Source organism: Micromonospora sp. WMMD710 (assembly GCF_029626045.1).
Taxonomy (GTDB): domain Bacteria; phylum Actinomycetota; class Actinomycetes; order Mycobacteriales; family Micromonosporaceae; genus Micromonospora.
The window spans coordinates 964,677-980,364 of sequence record NZ_JARUBD010000001.1; the positions used below are offsets into that span (position 1 = coordinate 964,677).

The following is a 15,688-nucleotide window of genomic DNA, read 5'->3' on the forward strand; positions in this document are numbered from 1 at the left end:
TCCGAGCATGTCTACCACCCGTACTGGGACCGTCGAGAGAACGTCGGCAACAGCGGCGGCTACTTTGGCGATCCTAGCGATCGCGCAGTTCCTCATCGCTCTCGACTACTCCATCGTCTACATCGCCCTGCCACGTATCGGTGCCGCGTTCAGCCTGAGTGAGAGCGCCATCCAGTGGGTGGTGAGCGGATACGCGGTTTTCTTCGCGGGCTTCCTGATTGTTGGAGGGCGGGCGTCCGACCGATTCGGGCCCCGCAAGCTGTTCATCGCGGCGCTAGCCGCCTTCGGGATCGCCGCGCTCGCCGGAGGGTTGGCTACTGCGCCGGCGCTGCTGCTGGTCGCCCGCGCGCTGCAGGGCGTCGCCGCGGCCGCCCTACAGCCGGCCGTCATCGCTCTGATCAATACGTCGTTCGTCGCCGGTCCAGCCCGCAACCGAGCGCTCGGCGTCTGGGGTACGGTCGGCGCCTCCGGCTTGGCTGTAGGCGTGGTCGTCGGTGGGCTGCTGAGCACCGCTTCCTGGCGCTGGGTGTTTCTGATCAATTTGCCGTTAGCGCTGATCTGCGCGATCGGCGCGCCGCGGCTGCTGCCGCGGACGGGGCTGACCGGCACCAAGGCCAACCAGCTCAACATACCGAGTGCGATCCTGTGCACCGGCGCCGTGCTCGCCACCGCCCTCGGGTTGACCTGGGCTTCCAGTGACGGATGGGCGTACGGCGGCACGGTTGCCGCGCTTGTCCTCGCCGCAGTGCTGCTCGTCAGCTTTGTTCTGCGGGAACGGGGCAGCGCCAACCCGCTGGTCGATCCGCTGGTCCGCCGTACTCGGTCGCTGCTGGTTGGTTGCGGCGCGACCGCACTCTACATGGCGAGTGTCGGCAACCAGTTCTTCGTTCTGACGCTCTTGCTGCAACAGCTCCGGGGGTTCGACCCCATCGCGGCGGGGATGGCGTTCCTGCCGATGGCGGTGGCGATCGCGGTGGCGAACTCCGTGGCGTCCCGGATTGTCACCGCGCTCGGTGTCCGGCTGGCCCTGACCCTGGCCTTTCTTGGCAATGCGGTCGGACTACTGTTGCTGGCCATTCAGGTGCACGGCGAGAGCTACGTACTGCATCTATTGCCCGGGTTGCTGATCACCGGTCTCGCGCACGGTGTCACGTATGTCTCGATGTTCATTGCCGGAACGGCCGACATCGAGGACCGCAACCAGGGAATAGGAAGTGCCCTGATGACGACCTCTCAGTATATGAGCGGTGCCCTCGGGGTGGCGGTGCTCGTGCTGGTGCTCGGCGACGCCCCGGGTTCGGGCGACTTCGGGAAGGCGTTCCTCACCACTGCCCTTGCGGCTACGGCTGGCGCACTCCTGGTCTGGTTCGGTCTCCCTCGGCGCAACTCGACCCCGTCCGCACAGGACGATCGACCGGCGGGCGTGGGCGGTGACACGGCTGACGCGGTCGGGGTGAGCGTGGACCGGAGCGAGCCGTGAGAGCCGCTGCTTGGGCCGCTCAGCTCGGAGTGCTGGTGGTGCACAACGACCCGGTCGTGGAGGTCGAGCTGTGGAACCGGGTTCCGCCCGGGGTCAGTGTGCATGCCGCTCGCTTCGAGAGCCCGACAGCCACCGGTGCCGAATACACCTTCGAGACCTGGCAGCGACTGATCGGCCAGCCGGACGTTCGGCGGGGCTTGATCCAGCTTGGTCAGATGGACCTGACGGCGATCTGCCTCTGCTTCGCTTCGGCGAGTTTCTTCGGCGGCCTGGGGTTCGACGTTGGCTTCGACACGGCAGCGGCGGAATTGTCCGGCGGCACCCCGGTCTTCACGGCTGGAGAGGCGATCCGGGCGGGCCTGACCGAGGTGGGCATACGTCGCCCGCTGGTGGTCGCACCACCGTGGTTCACCGCGCCGACATTCGCGGCCACCGAGCGATATCTGGCCGCGGAGGGGCTGGAGGTGGCTGGGCTTGTCTCCTACCAGCTCGACACCGGCTGGGACACGTTCGATCGACACCAGATATTCGATCGGGGTGGCCGCTGGGTGGTCGACCCGGTCGAGGTTTGCCGGCAGGTCTCCGCCCAATTCCCGCCCGATGCCGACGGAGTGCTGATTCCCGGCAGCGGATTCCGTTCCTGGGACGCGGTGGCGCCACTGGAGGAGACGCTCGGCGTCCCGGTGGTCACCTCCAACCAGGCGTGCCTGCGACGGCTGTTGGCCATCGCCGGTATCGAGGAGGGCATCCCTGGCGGCGGCCGCTTGGTCAACGCTCACCGCTGACCTACGCACAGGACGAGGAGAATCATGCCCACCAGATCGTTTCGCACCGCGTTCACAGCGCAGGTGCAGGACAGACCCGACGACCCCGCCCTGTCCTGGGACGGTGGAGTCGTCAGTTACGGGGAACTGGAGAACCGGGTACGGGAGACGCGGCAGGCGTTGATCGCCCTGGTGCCCGACCCGACTCTGCCGATCTGCGTCCCGGCAGCTAAGTCGCCGGACACCATCGCGCTACTGATCGCGGCGATGGCGGAGGATCGGCGGGTGCTGCTGCCTTCGGCGTCCCTCGGTGCCGAGGCTCTCACCCGGGTCTGCTCGCAGGTCGGTTGTGCACACATCGTCGAGGCTGTTGCGGGTGAGACGACGGTACGACGCAGCGGCGCTGAGGGCCGGCCGATGCCCGGCGCTGGCCTACTTCTGACCACCTCTGGATCGACCGGCACGCCGAAGGTCGTCGAGCTGGCGGCAAAGGGAGTGGACGCGTTCCTCGCGTGGGCTTCGGCGAGCTTCGGGATCGCCGCTGGCACGCGGGTGTTGAACTACGCACCGCTCAACTTCGATCTCTGTCTGTTGGATGTCTGGGCCGCATTGGCCGTCGGCGCCTGCGTCGAGCTCGTCAATCCGGAACGGGCCGCCGACGGGGCCTGGATGGCGGCGTACTGCTCGGACCGGCAGCCGACGGTGGTGCAGGCGGTCCCACTGTTTTTCCGGCTGGTCACCGAGGGGGAGGACCGCTTCCCCAGCGTCCAAGATGTCCTGCTCACCGGCGATGTGGTGCCGCTTGCGCTGCTGGACAGGATCATTAGGGCGTTCCCGAACGCCCGGCTCTGGAACGTGTATGGCTGTACCGAAACCAATGACAGCTTCCTCTACCGGGTCGACCCGACGGAGGTGTCCGCACGGGGGGCGATGCCCATCGGTCACCCGATCGACGGCGTACGGGTGTCGATCCTTGCCGCCGACGGGTCCGAGGTGCTCGGCGAGGGCGCTGGCGAACTGGTAGTCCAGACGCCGTTTCAGGCTCGTGGATATCTGGGCGCCGGGGTAGACGGGCAGCGTTGGCAAGATGGCTGGTTCCGTACTGGCGATCTGGTCCGGCGCGATGGTACCGGGTTGGTCTTCCTCGATGGGCGTAACGACCACCAGGTCAAGGTGCGTGGGGTCCGGACGAACCTGCAGGAGGTGGAGCAAATCATGCTCGCTCATCCAGAGGTGATCGAGGCCGCCGTCGTGGCCATTCCGGATCCGCACGCGGGCAACGTTCTGCACGCGGTAGTTCGGCGGCGTGCGACGTCCCGGGTCACCGGGTTGCAACTGCGGATGCACTGTGCGACGGCGCTGCCCAGGACCGCGATTCCCGGCTCGTTCCGGCTGGTCGACGAGGCGCTGCCACGGACCTCCACCGGCAAGGTCGACCGGAAGGCCCTCATTGAGCGCAGCGGCCCTGCGGTGTCTGTGCCGAGCGAGCGGAGCGCATCATGATCATTTGGACCGAGGAGCAGCGTGAGTTGCGTGGTCTTGCCGAGGAACTGGGCGCGGCTGCGAGCGAGGGTCATCTCGAGCGCGACGTGAGGTCCGAGTTCGGCACCGAGGCATGGAAGTTGGTCCAGGAGAGCGGCCTGCTGGGCCTACCATTCGACGAACGCTGGGGCGGGCTAGGCCGCGACCTGCTCACCACGATGTACGTGTTGGAAGGGCTGGGCTACGCCTGCCGCGACGGCGGCTTCAGTTTCTCGGTCTCCACCCACCTGGTGAGCACTGGCGTCCCGCTGCAACGGTTCGGCTCGGTGGACCTCAAGCAACGTTACCTTCCCCGGGTCAGCGACGGCTCGATCATCGGGGCGCATGCGATCAGCGAACCTTCCGGCGGATCCGACGTGATGGCGATGCGCACCACCGCAGTTCGTGACGGTGACGACTATGTATTGAACGGCAACAAGACTTTCGTCACCAACGGGCCGATCGCCGACGTGTTCGTGGTGTACGCGTTGACCGGGAAGCGGGGCAATCCAGCCGCGCTGACCGCGTTCCTGGTGGACCGTGAGTCGCCGGGCCTCGTAGTGGGTCCGCCCATCGGCAAGATGGGCTTGAGTACCTCACCCTTTTCCGAGCTCTTCTTCGACGCCTGCCGGGTCCCGGTGACCAACGTCGTGGGGGCGCCCGGTGCGGGTTTTCTCGTGATGGACCACGTAATGAAGTGGGAAATTCTCTGCTCTTTCGTCATCAATCTCGGGGAGATGCAGCACCGGCTGGAGCGCTCGATTGAATATGCCCGCTCACGCGAGCAGTTCGGTCAGAAGATTGGCTCGTTTCAGTCGGTGTCGAACCGGATCGCAGACATGCACGTCGCGGTGGAGACTTCGCGGAAGTGGCTCTACGACACCGCACTCCGGCTCAGCAACGGTGAGAATGTCACGGTTGATGTCGCCGTCAGCAAGCTGGTCACCAGCGAGAGTAACGTGGCCACAGCGCTCGCTGCGGTGCAGATTTTCGGTGGGTATGGCTACACCAAGGAGTACGGCTTGGAGAAGGACCTCCGTAACGCGGTCGCCGGAACCATCTACTCCGGCACCTCTGATGTCCAGCGCCAACGAATCGCAAAGATGCTCGACCTCTAGCGCGGCCAGTAGCCCCGTCTCCGACCGCAGCGGCGGCCGACTGCCCATTGGAAACATGTTTCGGAGGACTCCGCTATGCCAGCACACGCCATCGACACTGCTCTACTCAAGCCGACCGAGTTTCTCGACTATGAGTCCGACGTCGTCCGCGACTTCGTCCGTCAGGCGTTGCCGGAGGGCGGCGCACAGATGACCCCGACCGAACGGGCGGTAGCCCTCTACTACGCCGTTCGCGACGGCATCCACTACGAGGTCTATGGTGCCGACCTGTCCCGACGCGGGCTGCAGGCCAGCTCGACCATCACCCGTGGCCAAGGCTTCTGCGTGCATAAGTCCATCGTGTACGCGGCTGCGGTGCGATCCGTCGGTATACCGAGCCGCATTTACTACGGTGATGTCCGGAATCACCTCGCCTCGCCCCGTCTGGAGGAGTTGATGGGTGGGAAGGTTTTCACTTTCCATAGCCTGACCACCGTGTTGCTCGAAGGAAAGTGGGTCCGGGCGACGCCGGTCTTCAACCGGCTGCTCTGCCAGCTCTACAAGATCAAGCCGCTAGAGTTCGATGGACGGACCGATTCGATGTACCACCCGTACGATGACGAAGGTCGCCGGCACATGGAGTTCCTTCGGGAGCACGGCGAGTTCGACGACGTGCCCTACGACATGGTTGTCGGCGGTATCCGCTCCGCCCACCCCAAACTCTTCGCCAGCCAGCACAGCACAGCCCGTGGTTCGTTGGTCGCTGACGCCACGATGCGAAAAGGGTAATTGGCAGCGAGCGCATATCCCGTCCAGCGCGGTGGCACCAGAGGTGGGACGCGGTCCGAGGGCGTGGGTCACTCCGCCGGTCGGCCGCGTCCCGCTTGGCAATCAGCCGTGCTATTGGGCGGACAACACCCGGGTTCTGGTCTGTCCGCCCGCTACCGTGCCACAAGGTCCGCGCGAATCGTGAGAGCGCGTGGCGGTGCCTGGCGCGACGTGGCCCCGCACGCGTTGCTCGGCGCGGCCGAGCGTCGGGTGCGAGGCGGCAGGGGTGTCCCGCTCCGACATCATTACTGTCAGGGTCGGGGGAAGAGGAGGGCGTGCAGGGCCGCCGGGTCGGTGACCTCGGGTAGGTCGCGGGCGGCGAGCCAGGCCGCCGCGGCCGCGCCGTCGCCGGCGGTACGCAGGAACGCAGACGGCCAGCGTCGACCGATCTCGGCGCGGACGGCGGTGGCGAGCGGAGTGTCCGCGGTGAGCAGTCCACCGCCGAGCACGAGCGGCGTCGTCGACTCCGCCGGGCGGATGCGGGTGACGCTCTCCGCCAGGAGCGCGGCGGCCTCGGCGATCAGGGCGGTGGCGACGGGTTCGCCGTCGGTCGCGGCCGTGACGACGAGTGGCGCCAGCCGGGCGAGGTCGATCGGCGGTCGGCGGGTGACTGCCTGGATCGTGACGTCCACGGTGTCGCGGGGTCGGGGGGCGACGACGGCGCTGCCCACCAGTTCGGTGAGCACGGCCGCGCCCAGCGCACCGGGGGTGTGACCGGTGTCCAGGTCGGCGAGGAGCCGGCGGACCGCCTCGCGGCCGAGCCAGAAGCCCGATCCGGCGTCGCCGAGCAGCCAGCCGTGGCCGTCGGCGACCCGGTCGAGCCGCAGGTCGACGACCTGCGCGGTGATCGCGCCGGTGCCGGCGATGAGGATCGTCCCGTCGGGCTCGGCGGTGCCGGAGGCGTACGCGACGAGGGCGTCGCCGTGCACGGCGTACGGGCAGCGCAGCCCGGCGTCGTGCCAGGCCTGGTCGAAGGCGGCTCGTCCGGCGGGGTCGGCGAGCAGTCGGGCCGCGCCGGCCAGCCCGATGGTGCCGGCGGCCACCCGGGTCGGGTCGACGTCGGCGAGTGCGGCCCGTAGCGCGGTCAGCACCTCGGCGGCGGCCCGTTCGGCGCCGTGGCTGGTGGGGTTGCCGCCGCCGGCCTTGCCGGTGCCGAGGCGTTCGCCGGCGAGGGTCAGGGCGGTCGCCCGGGTGGACGTTCCCCCGACGTCGAGACCGACCACGACGGTGTCGGACATCGGCACGGGCCTCCTTGCGCTGCGTGGTCATGGGCCTGTTCATGCTGGTCGGCGCACCCGTGAACGGCAAGATCCAGGCTCCGCGAGCGGCTGTGCGTCAGGTAACAGTTTGAAAACTTCGCCCACAGTCTTGACACGGAGGGCCGTTCAGTAAGAACTTTTACCACTAACAGTTAACAGTCTTTTCTTAAAGGTGAGGCGTCCCATGGTTGATCACGAGGTGGACACCGCCGCGGGGACCGCGGTGGTCGACGCCCACGCGATCGACCGGAGGAGCGCGGCCTCCGACGGCGTGCTGGCCCGGGTGCGCAACGGGCTCGGTGAGCTGACCGGCGCGCTGCGCCGCGTCGCCGAGCACGTGCTCAGCGACCCGGAGGCCGCCGCCCGCTCCACCATCGTCGAGCTGGCCGAGCGCAGCGGCACCTCACCGGCGACCATCACCCGGTTCTGCCGGGCGATGGGCTTCGAGGGGTACGCCGACCTGCGGCTGGGCATCGCCGCCGAGACCGGCCGGGCCCGCTCGGCCGGTTGGACCGTCGACATCGGACGGGAGATCCAGCCGGGCGACCCGCTCGCCCGGGTGCTCGACCAGATCATGGCCGCCGACACCCGGGCCATGCACGACACCGCAGCCCTGCTCGACCTCGCCGAGGTGGAACGGGCCGCCGTGGCGATCGCCGGCGCCACCCGGGTCAACATCTTCGGTGCCAGCGGCAGCGCGCTGGTCGGCGAGGAGATGCAGTTCAGCCTGCACCGCATCGGGGTGGCCGCGTGGGCATGGAACGACATCCACGAGGGGCTCGCCAGCGCGGCGCTGCTGCGCACCGGTGACGTGGCGCTCGGCATCTCACACACCGGGCAGACCCGGGAGACGATCGAGATGCTGGCCGAGGCCGGCAGCCGCGGCGCCACCACGATCGCGCTCACCGGCTTTCCCCGCTCGCCGTTGGCCGAGCTGGCCGACATCGTGCTGGTCACCGCCAGCCAGGCGACCACCTTCCGGCCGGACGCGCTCTCCGCCCGGCACCCCCAGCTGGTGGTGCTCGACCTGCTCTACATCGCCGTCGCCCAGCGCACCCACGACCGCGCCCACGCGGCCTTCCGGCGTACCGCGCAGGCCGTCGACGGGCACAAGGCCGCGAAGGGAGCCCTCTCATGATCAGCGCCCAGGGGTACGCGGACGCGGTCCGCCCCGTGCTCGACCGGCTGCTCGACTCCGAGGCCGACGGGATCACCCGCGCCGCCGACCTGATCGCCACCAGCCTGCGCGCCGGCGGTGTGCTCCAGGCGTTCGGCGCCGGGCACTCCGAGGCGTTCGCCGCCGAACTGGTCGCCCGCGCCGGTGGGCTGGTCCCCACCAACCGGCTCTCGGTCCGGGACCTGGTGGTGCACGGCGACGCCCCGCGCGACGTGCTCGCCGACCCCAAGCTGGAACGCGACCCCTCCATCGCCCACCAGATCTACGCGCTCGCGGCGCCCCAGCCGCGCGACGTGTTCGTGGTGGCGTCCCAATCCGGCATCAACGGCTCGGTGGTCGAGCTGGCGGCGCTGGTCACCGAGCGCGGTCACCCGTTGATCGCGGTCACCTCGGTCGAGCACACCGCGCGGGTGGCGCCACGGCACCCGTCCGGTCAACGGCTCGCCGACCTCGCCGACGTCGTGCTGGACAACGGCGCGCCGTACGGCGACGCACTGCTGCCGCTCGAGGGCGGCGGCGCGGTCTGTGCGGTCTCCTCGGTCACCACGGCGCTGCTGGCGCAGTTGCTGACCGCGGAGGTCGTACGACGGTTCCACCAGGCCGGAGAGGTGCCCCCTATCTACCTCTCCGCCAACGTCCCCGGCGGGGACGAGCACAACATCGCCCTCGAGTCGCGGTACGCCGGGCGTCTCCGGCGCACCGCCTGACCCGACATTCCACAAGGAGAGACGACGATGTCGATTACCCCCGAACACCCCGCCGCACTCGACCGTCGCACGGTGCTGCGTCGCGCCGCCGCCGTGGGCATGCTCGCCACTCCGGCCATCGGACTGCTCAGCGCCTGCGCCACCAGCGGCGGCGACAACGACAACGAGCAGGCCGCCGGCGGCACCAAGAGCGAGAAGAACCCGCTGGGCGTCAAGGAGGACGCCCCGATCGAGGTGGTCATCTTCAACGGCGGCTACGGCGAGAAGTACGCCACCGACGTGCACGAGCCGCTCTACAAGAAGGCGTTCCCCAAGGCGGAGATCAAGCACCAGTCCACCCAGGCCGTCTCCACCGTGCTCCAGCCGCGGTTCGCGTCCGGCAACCCGCCGGAGTTCGTGAACAACTCGGGCGAGAAGCTGATCGACTTCGGCGCGCTGGTCGCCGACGGTCAGCTCCAGGACCTGACCGAGCTGTGGGACGCCCCGTCGGTCGACGACCCGGCCAAGAAGGTCCGCGACACCGTGGTGCCCGGCACCGTCGAGGCGGGCTCGTTCAACGGCAAGCCGTTCGTCCTGTACTACGTCTCCACCGTCTTCGGCCTCTGGTACTCCGGCAAGCTGTTCAAGGACAACGGCTGGGCGCCGGCGAAGACCTGGGACGACTTCATCGCCCTGCTCACCAAGATCAAGGCCAAGGGCATCACCCCGTACGGGTACGCCGGGGCGAACGCGGCCTACTACCAGTGGAACGTGATCCTCACGCACGCCGCCAAGATCGGCGGTACGGACGTGCTGAAGAACATCGACAACCTGGAGGACGGCGCCTGGCAGCAGGACGCCGTCAAGCAGGCGGCCACGGCGTGGGCCGAGGTCGGGGCGAAGTTCAGCGACAAGAGCTTCGAGGGCCTCAAGCACACCGACGTGCAGCTGCGGCAGAACCAGTACAAGGTGGCCCTGTACCCCAGCGGTGACTGGCTGGAGGGCGAGCAGAAGAAGGACACCCCGGCCGGCTTCGACTACCAGCTCATGCCGGTGCCGAGCATGTCCGCCTCGGACAAGCTGCCGGCCACGGCGCTGCGGGCCACCGCGGGTGAGGGCTACTTCGTCTCGGCGAAGAGCAAGAACCCCAAGGGCGGCCTGGAGTACATGCGCCAGATGCTGTCCACGGCGGGCGCGAAGGGCTTCACCGAGGTGGTCAAGGCCCCGACCGTGGTCACCGCCGGCTCGGAGGGCTTCGCCTTCCCGCCCGGTGTGGCCAGCTCGCAGGCCGCTCTCAAGGCGGCCGGCCAGGACGTGTTCAACCTGTACTTCGACGGCTGGTACAAGGAGCTCGACACGGAGGCGCGGACCGCCACCAACGAGCTGATGTTCGGCCGGATCAACGCGGACGCCTTCGTGGAGCGGATCCAGAAGCGCGCCGACGCGATCAAGAAGGACAGCTCCGTCGCCAAGTTCAAGCGCTGATCGATCGGAGCGTAGAGGTCATGCGGCACGGCAAGTATCCATTCGTGATCGGGTTCCTGTTCGCCCCGGTCACGCTGTACGTGGTCTTCGTGATCGCGCCGTACGCGCAGGCGTTCCAGATCTCGATGACCAACTGGCGGGGGCTGTCCGCTCCCCAGTGGGTGGGCTTCGACAACTACCGGAGGCTGCTCGACGACGGCAGCTTCCTGAAGGCGGTCCAGCACCACGCCGTACTGCTGCTTGCCCTGCCGCTGATCACCATCGCCATCGCGCTGTTCTTCGCCTTCCTGCTGAACGTGGGCGGCAAGAGCAGCGGGGGGCAGCGCCAGGGGGTCTGGGGGGCGAAGTTCTACCGGGTGGTGTTCTTCTTCCCCCAGGTCCTGGCGGTGGCGATCATCGCGGTGCTGTTCCAGATGGTGTACCGGCCGAACGAGTCCGGCCTGATCAACGGCGTGCTGATGAAGCTCGGCCTGGATCCGATCCTCTTCCTGGTCCGCCCGAACCTGGCCCTGTGGTCGATCATCGCGGTGCTGGTCTGGCAGGCGGTCGGCTTCTACGTGGTGCTCTTCTCGGCGGGGATGGCCTCCATCCCCGGTGAGATCTACGAGGCCGCCGAGATGGACGGGGCGAGCAAGGTGACCCTGTTCTTCCGGGTCACCCTGCCGCTGCTGTGGGACACCCTCCAGGTGGCCTGGGTGTACCTCGGCATCGCGGCGTTCGACGCGTTCGCCATCGTCGCGGTGCTCTCGGTGGACGGTGGCGGCCCGGACGGCGCCACCACCGTGCTGGCCATGGAGATCTACCGCAACGCGTTCGTCTACTCGAAGTACGGCTACGCCTCGGCGATGGGTGTGGCGCTGTTCTTCCTCACCATCACGTTCGCGGCGCTGACGCTGCGGCTCACCAAGCGGGAAAGCGTGGAGTACTGATGAACCCGCAGTCGACGCTGCCGCCCACACCGGCGGCGCTACCGCCGAAGACCGGCGACCCGGACGCGAACGCCCGGCGGGGGCGCAAGGGCCCCCGTTCGGAGGTACGGCTCCTCGCCGGCCTGGGGCACGTCGCGCTCGCCGTGTGGGCGGTCATCGTGATCGTGCCGATCCTCTGGACGTTCCTCGCCGCGTTCAAGAACACCTCCGAGATCTTCAGCAGCCCGTGGACGTTGCCGGCGGAGCTGCGGTGGGAGAACTTCGGGCGGGCCTGGACCAAGGCGAACGTCGGCCGGTACTTCCTGAACAGCGTGATCGTGGTGTCGTGCAGCACGTTCGGCACCATGCTGCTCGGCTCGATGGCCGCGTACGTGCTGGCCCGCTACAAGTTCTGGGGCAACCGGGCGATCTACTACCTGTTCGTCTCCGGGTTGGCGTTCCCGGTCTTCCTGGCCCTGGTGCCGCTCTTCTTCGTGGTGAAGAACCTGGGCCTGCTGGACACCCACACCGGTGTGGTGCTGGTCTACATCGCGTACTCGTTGCCGTTCACGGTGTTCTTCCTGGCGGCGTTCTTCAAGACGCTGCCGACGTCGGTGGCCGAGGCGGGGATGATCGACGGCTGTGGGCACACCCGGCTGTTCTTCCAGGTGATGATGCCGATGGCGAAGCCGGGCCTGATCAGCGTCGCGATCTTCAACATCATCGGTCAGTGGGCGCAGTACCAGCTGCCGCTGGTGCTGCTCTCCAACGCCAAGGACAAGTGGGTGCTCACCCAGGGCATCGCCGACATCTCGGTCAACGCCGGCTACGAGGCCGACTGGTCCGGGTTGTTCGCGGCGCTGACCATCGCCATCCTCCCGATGATCATCGTGTACGCGGTGTTCCAACGCCAGATTCAGGCCGGCCTCACCTCCGGCGCCGTGAAGTAGCCCGTCACCGCTCGTCGGCCTGGCCGTGCCAGGAGTGCCAGAGCGCCGCGTACGCCCCGTCGGCAGCCACGAGGTCATCGTGGCTGCCGATCTCGGTGATCCGGCCGTCCGCCAGCACGGCGACCCGGTCGGCGTCGTGCGCGGTGTTGAGCCGGTGCGCGATCGCGATGACGGTACGACCGACCAGCACGGCCGCCAGGGCCCGCTCGGTACGCCGGGCGGTGCTCGGGTCGAGCGCGGCGGTCGCCTCGTCGAGGATCAGGGTGTGCGGGTCGGCGAGCACCAGCCGTGCGAGGGCCAGCTGCTGCGCCTCGGCGGCGCCGAGTTGCCGGGCGCCGTCGCCGAGAGCGGTGTCCAGACCGTCGGGCAGTTCGGCGTACCAGTCGGCGCCCACGGTGGCCAGCGCGGCGCGCATCTGCTCGTCTGTGGCGTCCGGTGCGGCGAACGACAGGTTGTCACGGACCGTACCGATGAAGACATGGTGCTCCTGGGTGACCAGGGCGATCCGGCGGCGACGTTCGGCGGGGTCGAGGTCGGTGACCGGGCGACCGCCGATGCTGACGACGCCGCGGCGAGGAGCGTCGATCCCGGCCAGCAGCCGGGCCAGGGTCGACTTGCCGGCGCCCGACGGGCCGACCACGGCCAGCCGCTCACCGGGCTGCACCTCCAGGTCGATGCCGTGCAGCACGTCGTGCCCGCCGGCGTAGGAGAACCGCGCCCCGCGCACGACGAGCCGCTGGCCGCGGGAGGGGGCCGTGGTGCCGGGCGGCTCCGGCGGAACCAGGCCGACGCCCAGCACCCGGGCGAACGACGCGAAGCCGCGCTGCGCCTGCTCGGTCCACTGGAGCAACCGGTCCAGCGGTTCGATGGCCTGTTGCAGGTAGAGCGCGGCGGCGACGACCGCGCCGAGCGAGACCATGTCCCGGGAGAGCAGGTAGCCGCCAACGAGCAGGACCATGGCGACCGGCAGCGGATAGCTGGCCTCCACCACCGAGAAGAACACGGTACGCAGCGCGAGGGTCGCCCTCCGGGCCTGCCACACCCGGGTGACGCGGGTGGTGCCGTGCCGGACCCGCTCGTCGGTCAACCGCAGCGCCTCCACCGTGCGGGCGCCCTCGGCGGTGGTGGTCAACGTCTCGGTCAGCTCGGCCGACTCCGCGCCCTCACGGAGGTACGCGGGACTGGCCCGGCGCAGGTACCACCGGGTCACCGCCACGATCGACGGCAGCCCGGCCAGCGCCGCGAGCCCGAGCAGCGGATGCAGCAGGAACACCGCCCCGAACAGCAACGTCAACTGCACCGTGGCGATGACGATGGTGGGCACCACGTCACGGACGGTGGTGCCGACCGTCGCGACGTCGACCGAGCTACGGGTCGCCAGGTCGCCGGAGCCGGCGCGCTCGACGACCGAGACCGGCAGCCCGAGCGTTCGGGTGACGAACTGCTCGCGCAGCTCGGCGACGGCCCGTTCACCGAAGCGGTGGCCGGCGTACTGGGCGAACCGGGAGAGCAACGCGCTGGCCAGGACGCAGCCGGCGATGGCCAGCGCCAGCCGGTCCACCGTGGCCACCGTGGCACCGGCGGTGACCCGGTCGACGATGGTGCCCAGCAACCAGGGCGGGGCGAGCCCGGCGAGCGCGGCGGCGCTGTGCAGCACCAGCACGACGCCGACGGCCCGGCGATGCCGGCTGATCATGTCCCGCAGGGCGCGCCGTACGGTGCCGCGGTCCGCGACCGGTAGCCGGTTCACCGGTACGCCTCCTCGGCGTCGGCGGGCCGCCCCGCGCCGGGATCGTCGCTGCCCCGGGCCACCAGGTGCCGGTAGCCCGGATCCTGGTCGAGCAGGTCGGCGTGGGTGCCGGTGGCGGTGATCCGGCCCGCGCTCAGGTGCGCGACCTCGTCGGCGCGGCCGAGCAGCAGCGGCGACGTGGCGAGCACCACGGTCGTCCGCCCGGCCCGTGCGGTCCGCAGCCGTTCGGCGATCCGCGCCTCGGTGTGCGCGTCCACCGCCGACGTCGGGTCGACGAGGATCAGCACCTCCGGCTCGACGAGGAGCGCCCGGGCCAGGCGTACCCGTTGGCGCTGACCACCGGAGAGCGTCCGGGCCCGGGCGTCGAGCGGGGTGTCCAGCCCGTCCGGCAGGGCGTCGACGATGTCCTGGGCCGAGGCGGTCCGGAGGGCGGCGCGGATCTGCTCGTCGTCGGCACCGGGGCGCAGGATGTCGCGCAGCGTCCCGGCGAAGAGGTACGAGTCGTGGTCGGCGACCAGGATCCGGGCGCGGACCTCGTCCAGGGCGACCCCGGTCAGCGGTACGCCGCCCCAGGTGGTGTCGCTGACCACGTACCGGCCGAGCCGGTCGGCCAGCGCCTCGGCCGCCGCCGGGTCGTCGACGGCCACGCCGGTCAGCCGGCCGGCGCGTACGGTCAGCCCGGTCACCGGGTCGTGCAGGTCGGCGGGACCGGTCGGAGCGGCCACGGCGTGCGGGTGGCGTGCGTCGGGGACGCCCCCGGGCCAGCGCCGCCCCGGCCCGCCGACGTCGTCCGGGCCGAGCCTGAGCAGGTCGGCGATCCGTCGGGCGGCGACCCGACCCCGGATCAGCTGGTGACTGCCCTCCAGCAGGAACCAGACCGGCACGATCAGGGTGGCCACGTAGCCGTAGACGGCGACCAGTTCACCGATCGTGACGTCACCGGCCACCGCCATCCGGGCCGTCAACCACACCACCGCCGCCAGGAACAGGCCGGGGATGGCGACGGTCGCCGCGTCGATCCAGCTGACGACCGCGCCGACCCGGTACCCCTCGGCGCGCAAATCCTGCGATCTGGCCGCGTACCGGCGGGCGAAGAGCTCCCGGCCGCCCACCCCGGCGAGCACCCGCAGGCCAGCCACGATGTCGCCGGATCGGGCGGTGAGCGCGCCCTGCTGCCTGCGGTAGACCGATTCGGCGCGCTCCAGGCGGCGCAGCAGCGGCCCGACGACCAGCCCGACCGCCGGCACCCCGAGCAGCACGCAGAGCGCGAGCACCGGCGAGATCGACCAGAGCACCACGGCGATGACCGCGTACGCGACGACCGCGCCGACCCCCGGGCCGGTCAGGGTCAGCACCTGCGCCGACCAGTCGATGTCGGAGCCGCCGACGGTGGACACCTCGCCGGCGGCGGAGCGGCGCGGCAGCGTCGCACCGACCCGGGACAGCTGGCGCAGCAGGACCTCCGCCGAGCGGGCCTTGGCGTCCTCCCGGATGAAGGTCATCGTGCGGTGCCGCATGATGCCCAGGTAGGACAGCGCCACCCCGGCCACGATGATCGCCGCGACCCAGAGCGCCAGGGCGCGGGTGTCGCGGGCGCGCAACCCGTCGTCGACGGCGCGATAGATCAGGTAGGGCCGTGCCGACAGCCCGACCATCCAGGCCGTCCCGAGCAGGCTGCCGCGCAGCACCCGCCAGGGCTGGCGGCGGACCAGCCACCACAGGTACCGCATCGGACCGCGCGTGTCGGGAGTGCCGGGCTCGGAATGCGGGATCTGCGGAGGCA

Annotated in this window: 13 protein-coding genes; 10 read left to right on the top strand and 3 right to left on the bottom strand. The window is 69.7% G+C overall.

Annotated elements, in window-relative coordinates; all coding sequences use genetic code 11:
* Nucleotides 1–7: 7 nt before the first annotated feature.
* The 5 genes from O7620_RS04545 (at nt 8) to O7620_RS04565 (ending at nt 5,651) form a co-directional block, all read left to right on the top strand.
* On the top strand, nt 8–1,480 hold the full coding sequence (locus O7620_RS04545) for an MFS transporter (protein ID WP_278121975.1): 1,473 nt from the start codon (nt 8–10) through the stop codon (nt 1,478–1,480).
* Nucleotides 1,481–1,515: 35 nt separating this feature from the next.
* Nucleotides 1,516–2,265, top strand: a complete 750-nt coding sequence (locus tag O7620_RS04550) for a hypothetical protein (protein ID WP_278121976.1) — start codon at nt 1,516–1,518, stop codon at nt 2,263–2,265.
* 24 nt (nt 2,266–2,289) lie between these two features.
* Nucleotides 2,290–3,747, top strand: coding sequence for an AMP-binding protein (locus tag O7620_RS04555; protein WP_278121977.1), 1,458 nt, complete (start codon nt 2,290–2,292; stop codon nt 3,745–3,747).
* Nucleotides 3,744–4,883, top strand: a complete 1,140-nt coding sequence (locus tag O7620_RS04560; RefSeq protein ID WP_278121978.1) for an acyl-CoA dehydrogenase family protein — start codon at nt 3,744–3,746, stop codon at nt 4,881–4,883. Before O7620_RS04555 ends, O7620_RS04560 begins: the two co-directional genes overlap by 4 nt.
* Nucleotides 4,884–4,958: 75 nt before the next feature.
* On the top strand, nt 4,959–5,651 hold the full coding sequence (locus tag O7620_RS04565) for a transglutaminase-like domain-containing protein (RefSeq protein ID WP_278121979.1): 693 nt from the start codon (nt 4,959–4,961) through the stop codon (nt 5,649–5,651).
* A 290-nt stretch (nt 5,652–5,941) separates the two neighbouring features.
* Here the strand turns inward: O7620_RS04565 and O7620_RS04570 are convergent, their stop codons facing one another.
* Nucleotides 5,942–6,928, bottom strand: a complete 987-nt coding sequence (locus tag O7620_RS04570; protein ID WP_278121980.1) for a BadF/BadG/BcrA/BcrD ATPase family protein — start codon at nt 6,926–6,928, stop codon at nt 5,942–5,944.
* A 205-nt stretch (nt 6,929–7,133) separates the two neighbouring features.
* On the opposite strand from O7620_RS04570, the gene O7620_RS04575 reads away from it, so the two are divergent.
* From O7620_RS04575 to O7620_RS04595, 5 genes are read left to right on the top strand one after another with little or no spacing between them, the layout of a single operon-like run.
* Complete coding sequence (locus O7620_RS04575; protein ID WP_278121981.1) at nt 7,134–8,087, top strand: MurR/RpiR family transcriptional regulator; 954 nt, start codon at nt 7,134–7,136, stop codon at nt 8,085–8,087.
* Nucleotides 8,084–8,833: an SIS domain-containing protein gene (locus tag O7620_RS04580; RefSeq protein ID WP_151491671.1), complete on the top strand. Its 750-nt coding sequence runs from the start codon at nt 8,084–8,086 to the stop codon at nt 8,831–8,833. The genes O7620_RS04575 and O7620_RS04580 overlap by 4 nt, the downstream gene beginning before the upstream one ends.
* Before the next feature lie 27 nt (nt 8,834–8,860).
* The gene (gene ngcE / locus O7620_RS04585; RefSeq protein WP_278121982.1) at nt 8,861–10,297 is read left to right on the top strand and encodes an N-acetylglucosamine/diacetylchitobiose ABC transporter substrate-binding protein; all 1,437 of its coding nucleotides are present in this window, start codon (nt 8,861–8,863) and stop codon (nt 10,295–10,297) included.
* Nucleotides 10,298–10,317: 20 nt separating this feature from the next.
* The gene (locus O7620_RS04590) at nt 10,318–11,226 is read left to right on the top strand and encodes a sugar ABC transporter permease (protein WP_278121983.1); all 909 of its coding nucleotides are present in this window, start codon (nt 10,318–10,320) and stop codon (nt 11,224–11,226) included.
* Complete coding sequence (locus O7620_RS04595; protein ID WP_151492855.1) at nt 11,226–12,155, top strand: carbohydrate ABC transporter permease; 930 nt, start codon at nt 11,226–11,228, stop codon at nt 12,153–12,155. The genes O7620_RS04590 and O7620_RS04595 overlap by 1 nt, the downstream gene beginning before the upstream one ends.
* Nucleotides 12,156–12,159: 4 nt before the next feature.
* On the opposite strand, the gene O7620_RS04600 is transcribed toward O7620_RS04595, so the two are convergent.
* A complete protein-coding gene (locus O7620_RS04600) occupies nt 12,160–13,851 on the bottom strand; it encodes an ABC transporter ATP-binding protein (RefSeq protein WP_278126861.1) in 1,692 nt (563 codons plus the stop codon).
* Between the two features lie 50 nt (nt 13,852–13,901).
* A complete protein-coding gene (locus O7620_RS04605; protein WP_278121984.1) occupies nt 13,902–15,635 on the bottom strand; it encodes an ABC transporter ATP-binding protein in 1,734 nt (577 codons plus the stop codon).
* Nucleotides 15,636–15,688: the final 53 nt, after the last annotated feature.

Bases quoted from the DNA above. Each gene is read 5' to 3' on its own strand.
- O7620_RS04545 (WP_278121975.1), top strand. From the start codon at position 8: ATGTCTACCACCCGTACTGGGACCGTCGAGAGAACGTCGGCAACAGCG.
- O7620_RS04555 (WP_278121977.1), top strand. From the start codon at position 2,290: ATGCCCACCAGATCGTTTCGCACCGCGTTCACAGCGCAGGTGCAGGAC.
- O7620_RS04565 (WP_278121979.1), top strand. From the start codon at position 4,959: ATGCCAGCACACGCCATCGACACTGCTCTACTCAAGCCGACCGAGTTT.
- O7620_RS04605 (WP_278121984.1), bottom strand. From the start codon at position 15,635: ATGCGGTACCTGTGGTGGCTGGTCCGCCGCCAGCCCTGGCGGGTGCTG.
- O7620_RS04600 (WP_278126861.1), bottom strand. From the start codon at position 13,851: ATGATCAGCCGGCATCGCCGGGCCGTCGGCGTCGTGCTGGTGCTGCAC.
- O7620_RS04575 (WP_278121981.1), top strand. From the start codon at position 7,134: ATGGTTGATCACGAGGTGGACACCGCCGCGGGGACCGCGGTGGTCGAC.
- O7620_RS04560 (WP_278121978.1), top strand. From the start codon at position 3,744: ATGATCATTTGGACCGAGGAGCAGCGTGAGTTGCGTGGTCTTGCCGAG.
- O7620_RS04570 (WP_278121980.1), bottom strand. From the start codon at position 6,928: ATGTCCGACACCGTCGTGGTCGGTCTCGACGTCGGGGGAACGTCCACC.
- O7620_RS04590 (WP_278121983.1), top strand. From the start codon at position 10,318: ATGCGGCACGGCAAGTATCCATTCGTGATCGGGTTCCTGTTCGCCCCG.
- O7620_RS04580 (WP_151491671.1), top strand. From the start codon at position 8,084: ATGATCAGCGCCCAGGGGTACGCGGACGCGGTCCGCCCCGTGCTCGAC.
- ngcE (WP_278121982.1), top strand. From the start codon at position 8,861: ATGTCGATTACCCCCGAACACCCCGCCGCACTCGACCGTCGCACGGTG.
- O7620_RS04595 (WP_151492855.1), top strand. From the start codon at position 11,226: ATGAACCCGCAGTCGACGCTGCCGCCCACACCGGCGGCGCTACCGCCG.